We start from the raw sequence: 6,052 nt of genomic DNA, 5'->3' as shown, positions 1-6,052 counted from the left end.
TCGTCGAAGAGGTCTTGCACGCGGATGCCCACGCGGTTGATCTTGTCGGCGTAGGCCGGACCGATGCCGCGGCCGGTGGTGCCGATCATGCGCTTGCCGAGGAAGCGCTCGGTGACCTTGTCGAGCGTGCGGTGGTACTGCGTGATGATGTGCGCGTTGGCGCTGATCTTCAGGCGCGTGGTGTCGAGACCGCGCGCATTCAGCGCCTCGAGCTCGTTGAACAGCACCTCGAGATCGACGACGACGCCGTTGCCGATGACGGGGGTGACCCCCGGAGACAGGATGCCGCTGGGCAGCAGGTGCAGCGCGTACTTCTCGTCGCCGATGACGACGGTGTGGCCGGCGTTGTTGCCGCCGTTGAACTTCACCACCCAGTCGGTGCGCTCACCGAGCAGATCGGTGGCCTTGCCCTTGCCCTCGTCGCCCCACTGGACGCCGACGATCACGATTCCGGGCATGAGTGCTCCTCGCATGTTGTCCGGCGGTACACCCCATCCTATCGAGAGGGTCCGACACCGCCTCCGCAGGCCTGCACAGCGAATGGATGCCACGCCCCGGGCGCTCTACCCTGGAGCGCGTGCGCACGCGACTGATCTCGGCGGCTCTCGCCGCTTCCGCCCTGCTCCTGCTCGCCGGATGTGCGGGGCCGACCCCCTCCGCGCCGCCCGCGAGCGAGCCGAGCGCGGCCGGCGCGTGCGCCTACCCCACGTCGGGGAAGCCCTCGGTCGACGTCACCCCTCCGAGCGCCGACACCGAGCGGCCGACCGGGGATGTCGAAGTCACCCTCGAGACCTCGGCGGGGCAGATCCCGATGACCCTCACGGGCGCGCGCACGCCGTGCACGGTCGAGAGCTTCGTGTCGCTCGCGCAGCAGCAGTACTTCACCGACACGCAGTGCCACCGCCTCACGACGCAGGGCATCTTCGTGCTCCAGTGCGGCGATCCCACCGGAACGGGTCGCGGCGGGCCGGGGTACACGTTCGCCGACGAACTCGACGGCAACGAGACCTATCCCGCGGGAACGGTCGCGATGGCCAACACCGGCCAGCCCGGCACGAACGGCTCGCAATTCTTCCTGGTCTACGCCGACACGAAGCTGCCGCCGAAGTACACCGTTTTCGGAAAGATGTCGCCCGAGGGCCTCGCCGTGGTCGAGAAGATCGGCCAGGCCGGCGTCGAGGGCGGCGCCGCAGACGGTGCGCCCGCGACTCCGGTGGAGATCACCGCCGTCACGGTCGGCTGACACTCCTCCTCCCCAGCCCTCGAACGGGGCGCTCGACCTCCACACGGGTCGGGCCGCGGCATCCTCCCCCGATAGAATCGGCGTATGTCCAAGGTCCTGCAGTCCCTTCCCGTCGGCGAGCGCGTCGGCATCGCCTTCTCGGGTGGCCTCGACACCTCGGTGGCCGTCGCGTGGATGCGCGACAAGGGCGCCATCCCCTGCACGTACACCGGTGACCTCGGGCAGTACGACGAAGACGACATCGCGTCGATCCCGGGCCGCGCCACGCAGTACGGCGCCGAGGTCTCGCGCCTGGTCGACTGCAAGACCGCGCTCGTCGAAGAGGGCTTCGTCGCCCTGGCGTGCGGCGCCTTCCACATCCGCTCGGGCGGTCGCACGTACTTCAACACGACGCCGCTGGGCCGCGCCGTCACCGGCACGCTGCTCGTGCGCGCGATGAAAGAAGACGGCGTCGACATCTGGGGCGACGGCTCCACCTACAAGGGCAACGACATCGAGCGGTTCTACCGCTACGGCCTGCTCGCCAACCCCGCCCTGCGCATCTACAAGCCGTGGCTCGATGCCGACTTCGTCACCGAGCTCGGCGGCCGCAAAGAGATGAGCGAGTGGCTCGTCGCCCACGACTTCCCCTACCGCGACAGCGCCGAGAAGGCCTACTCGACGGATGCCAACATCTGGGGCGCCACGCACGAGGCGAAGACGCTCGAGCACCTCGACGTGTCGCTCGAGATCGTGGAGCCCATCATGGGCGTGCGCTTCTGGGACCCCGCGGTCGAGATCGAGACCGAAGACGTGACCGTCGAGTTCGAGGCCGGCCGCCCGGTCGCGATCAACGGCACGCGCTACGACGACCCGGTGGCGCTGGTCCGCGAGGCCAACACGATCGGCGGGCGTCACGGCCTGGGCATGAGCGACCAGATCGAGAACCGCATCATCGAGGCCAAGTCGCGCGGCATCTACGAGGCACCGGGCATGGCGCTGCTGTTCCTCACGTACGAGCGCCTGGTCAACAGCATCCTGAACGAAGACACCCTCGCCACGTACCACGAACAGGGTCGTCGCCTCGGCCGCCTCATGTACGAGGGCCGCTGGCTCGAACCGCAGTCGCTCATGCTGCGCGAGTCGATCCAGAAGTGGGTCGGCTCGACCATCACCGGCTCGGTCACCGTGCGCCTGCGCCGCGGCGAGGACTACACGATCCTCGACACCGTGGCATCCGGGATGTCGTACTCGCCCGAGAAGCTGTCGATGGAGCGCGTCGGCGACGCCGCGTTCGGCCCCGTCGACCGCATCGGCCAGCTCACGATGCGTAACCTCGACATCGCCGACTCGCGCGCGCGCCTCGAGCAGTACGCGGCCCAGGGCCTCATCGGCGGTCCGACCGGCGAACTCGTCGGCGACGTCGCGGTCGGCGGGGCTCAGGAGATCATCGAGCCCGCCGCGCCCCTCTCGGCCGCCGGAGAGCGCCTCGCCGAGGCGACGGATGCCGCGGGCGAGTCCGCCGCGTTCGACGCCGGCACCGACTGACGAAACGACTCGACGAGAGCCCGCAGCGCTTCGGCGTCGCGGGCTCTCGTGCGTTCGCACCCCTGGTCACGCCCGCGCTTCGCCCGCCCTCGTCCCTCGACCGCTCATGATCCGTGAGAGCTCTCCCGCCATGACGGGGATACCGATCAGCCGGCATCCAGGGGAACGTCGATGCGGATGGGGCCGGGCACAGCATCGACCGCGGCGGTGACGACGATCACACCGTCTTCTACGGCGAGCCGCTCCACACCGGGACCCGCCGCCGCGTCACGAAGGAGCAGTTCCCTCGACGGGGCCGCGATGCGAGCGGTGCGCCCGGCGGGAACCTCCACGAACAGGTGCGCCGTGTCGTCCGACTGCGTCCAGCGGGTCCACGGCTCGTCGGTGGGTGCGACGTCGGCCCGCAGCGGACGCGACCCGAAGATCGCGTCGCCGTGCACGGCGTTCCAGGCTCCCAGTGCATCCAAGGTGCGCGCCTGCAGCTCGGGGATCTCGCCCTCGGCGGTGAGACCGATGTTCAACAGCAGGTTGCCGCCGCGCGAGACCGTGTCGACGAACAGGCGGATGGCATCCGTCCCACTCAGCGAGTGAGACGCGTCTTCGAGTCGGTTGTGTCCGAACGAGAAGCCGATGCCGCGGGTGTGCTCCCAGGCGCCCTCGTGGGCGGCGCTGCCCGCCTCGTACTCGGTGGTGCGGAAGTCCCAGTGCGTCATTCCCCACCGGTCGTTTACCACGCCGTCGGGCACCTCGGCGTAGTAGAGGTCGAGCATCTGGACCAGGCTGCGCTCGCCCTCGGGCTTGCCCGCATCGGGCCACTCGATGTCGCCCCACAGAACAGCGGGGTGGTACCGACGAATGAGGTCGGCCACGTGCTCGTAGGCGTAGTCGGCGTACGCCTTGTCGTTCGGACGATGCTCGTCACCGAGGTCGCCGCAGATCGGCGGGTTGCCGCCGAAGTGCCAGTCGAGACCGCCCGAATAGTAGACGCCGAACCGCACGTCGTGCGCCACGGCGGCATCGTGGATCTCGCCGATCAGGTCACGGTGCGGTCCGCGGCGGACGGTGTTGCGCTCACCGGTGCCGGGGGCGTCCCACAGCGTCACGCCGTCGTGATGCTTCGAGGTCGGCACCACGTACCGCGCGCCGGTGCGGGCGATGGCATCCATCACCTTCGATGCATCGAAGCGCTCGACGGTCCACCTGTCGAGGAAATCGTCGTACGGGGCTCCGCCGTAGACCTCCTGCTGGTGAATGTGGGCCGGGCTGCCCTCGATGCGCATGGTGTTGTAGTACCACTCGGCGTAGGGATTGTGCGTGTCCCAGTACACCTTGTCGAAGGTGCCGTGAGCACCGATCGGCTCCGCCCACGCGGGCACGGAGTAGGGGCCCCAATGGATGAAGATGCCGAGCTTGGCGTCTTGGAACCACTTCGGTGTCTCGTGCTCGAACCGCTGATACGGCTCGGGGCGGACGGGATTGTCAGCGAACATCGCCATGACTCAGGACCTTTCGAGAAGACAGGGGAAGGAGCGGGTCAGCGTCCGCCGAGGCCGGACGTGACGATGCCGCGGATCAGGTAACGCTGGAGCACGATCAGCAGCACGGTGGTCGGCAGCATCGAGATGACGGATGCCGCCATGATCAAGTGCCATTGCGTGCCCTGCTGGCCGACGAACAACTGCAGACCGAGCGGGATCGTGCCGAGCTGGGTGACGTCGTTCACGACGATGAGCGGCCACAGGAACGAGTTCCAGTAGGTGATGAAGGTGAACACCGCGAGCACCGCGAGGGTCGGACGCGCCAGCGGCAGCATGATGCGAAGGAACGTGGTGACCGTGCCGGCACCGTCGATACGCGCGGCGTCCTCGAGCTCCTGCGGCACCGTCATGAAGAACTGCCGCAGCAGGAAGGCGCCGAGAGCCGTGAAGGCCCACGGCACGATGAGGGCCTGGTACGAGTTAACCCAGCCGAGTTCGCGCATCAACACGAAGGCGGGGACGATGATGACCTCCTGCGGCAGCATCATCGTGGCCAGGAACACGGCGAAGGTGGCTCCACGCCCGCGGAAGCGCAGCCTCGCGAAGGCATATCCGGACAATGCCGAGACGACCAGGGTGAGAAGTGTTCCACCGATCGCCACGATCATGCCGTTGACGAGGTACCGGCCGAACGGGGCGTAGTCGAACACGTCGGCGTAGTTCGACCACTGAATGACCGAGCCGACGAGCGTCGGCGGCGAGGTGAACACCTCTGCCGGCGGCTTGAGCGAGGTGGCCACCATGAAGATGAGCGGCGAGAGGAACAGCAGCGCGACCAGGATCAGCAGCGCGTAGCCGATCGACGAGCGCACGCGAGACACGCTGCGGGATGCGACACGCGGCGCGTCTGTCGAGGCGGAGCGGCGCTGGGAGCCGCGCGTGCGGAGAGCGAGCTCAGTCATAGTGCACCCACTTCTTCTGGCCGAGGAACTGCACCGCGGTGACCCCCAGGATGACGACGAACAGGATGAAGGCGGCCGCGGCGGCGAGACCGAGCTTCTGGAAAGTGAAGCCCTGGTTGTAGATGAACTGCACCAGCGTGATGGTCGACTCGCCGGGGCCGCCCTTGGTCATGATGTAGGGCTGGATGAACACCTGGAACGAGGTGATCAGCGTCATGACGGTGGCGAAGAACAGCGACGGAGAGATCAACGGCAGCTTGATGCGCCAGAACGTCGTCCACGGGCTCGCGCCGTCGAGCGCCGCCGCCTCGAGCTGGTTCTCGGGCACGGCATCCAGCGCCGATGAGAAGACGATCATGTTGTAGCCGAAGCCCTGCCAGACGCTCATGACGACGATGGCGATCATGGCCCAGTGCGGGTCGGCGAGGAAGTCGGGGGCCCGCAGCCCGAACAGGGTCTGCGAGGTCGCGTCGATGGCACCGCCGGGCTGATACAGCATGCGCCAGACCACCGCGTTCGCAACGATCGGCGTCACGGTGGGCAGGAAGAAAAGCACGCGGAAGATCTGACGGTGCTTGATCTTGGGAGTCAGCCACGCCGCCATTCCGAGCGAAACGATCACGTTCAGGGGCAGGTACAGAACGACGAACAGCAGGGTGTTCAGCATCGCGGTGCGGAACGTTCTGCTGCCCAGCAGGTCGGTGAAGTTGTCGAGCCCGACGAACGTCGGCGATCCGATCATCGGCCAGTCATTGAGGCTCATCACGAGGGCGATGCCGATCGGGACGAGCGTGAACAGCGCCAGGCCGATCGCGTGGGGCGCGACGAAGATCGCGCCCCAC

Annotated in this window: 6 protein-coding genes; 2 read left to right on the top strand and 4 right to left on the bottom strand. The window is 67.7% G+C overall.

Going from position 1 to position 6,052, the window contains the following annotated elements:
• Positions 1–458 (bottom strand): adenylosuccinate synthetase (locus tag P2P98_RS15915; protein WP_275801176.1); only part of this gene is annotated, 458 nt, incomplete at its 3' end.
• Between the two features lie 119 nt (positions 459–577).
• Between P2P98_RS15915 and P2P98_RS15910 the strand changes: the two genes are divergently transcribed.
• The gene (locus tag P2P98_RS15910) at positions 578–1,243 is read left to right on the top strand and encodes a peptidylprolyl isomerase (RefSeq protein ID WP_275801174.1); all 666 of its coding nucleotides are present in this window, start codon (positions 578–580) and stop codon (positions 1,241–1,243) included.
• Between the two features lie 84 nt (positions 1,244–1,327).
• The gene (gene argG, locus P2P98_RS15905) at positions 1,328–2,770 is read left to right on the top strand and encodes an argininosuccinate synthase (protein ID WP_275801171.1); all 1,443 of its coding nucleotides are present in this window, start codon (positions 1,328–1,330) and stop codon (positions 2,768–2,770) included.
• Positions 2,771–2,916: 146 nt separating this feature from the next.
• Here the strand turns inward: argG and P2P98_RS15900 are convergent, their stop codons facing one another.
• From P2P98_RS15900 to P2P98_RS15890, 3 genes are all read right to left on the bottom strand, one after another.
• The gene (locus P2P98_RS15900) at positions 2,917–4,266 is read right to left on the bottom strand and encodes an alpha-L-fucosidase (protein WP_275801169.1); all 1,350 of its coding nucleotides are present in this window, start codon (positions 4,264–4,266) and stop codon (positions 2,917–2,919) included.
• Positions 4,267–4,304: 38 nt separating this feature from the next.
• Positions 4,305–5,210 (bottom strand): carbohydrate ABC transporter permease, encoded by a 906-nt coding sequence (locus P2P98_RS15895; protein WP_275801167.1) that lies wholly within the window; start codon positions 5,208–5,210, stop codon positions 4,305–4,307.
• The coding region (locus tag P2P98_RS15890; protein ID WP_275801165.1) for a sugar ABC transporter permease at positions 5,203–6,052 on the bottom strand (850 nt) is incomplete at its 5' end. The genes P2P98_RS15895 and P2P98_RS15890, both read right to left, overlap by 8 nt.

The sequence above is a fragment of the Microbacterium sp. Kw_RZR3 genome, assembly GCF_029222405.1.
Lineage (GTDB): Bacteria > Actinomycetota > Actinomycetes > Actinomycetales > Microbacteriaceae > Microbacterium.
Note: the sequence above shows the minus strand (reverse complement) of the source record. Positions and strands in the feature narration are given on the sequence as shown.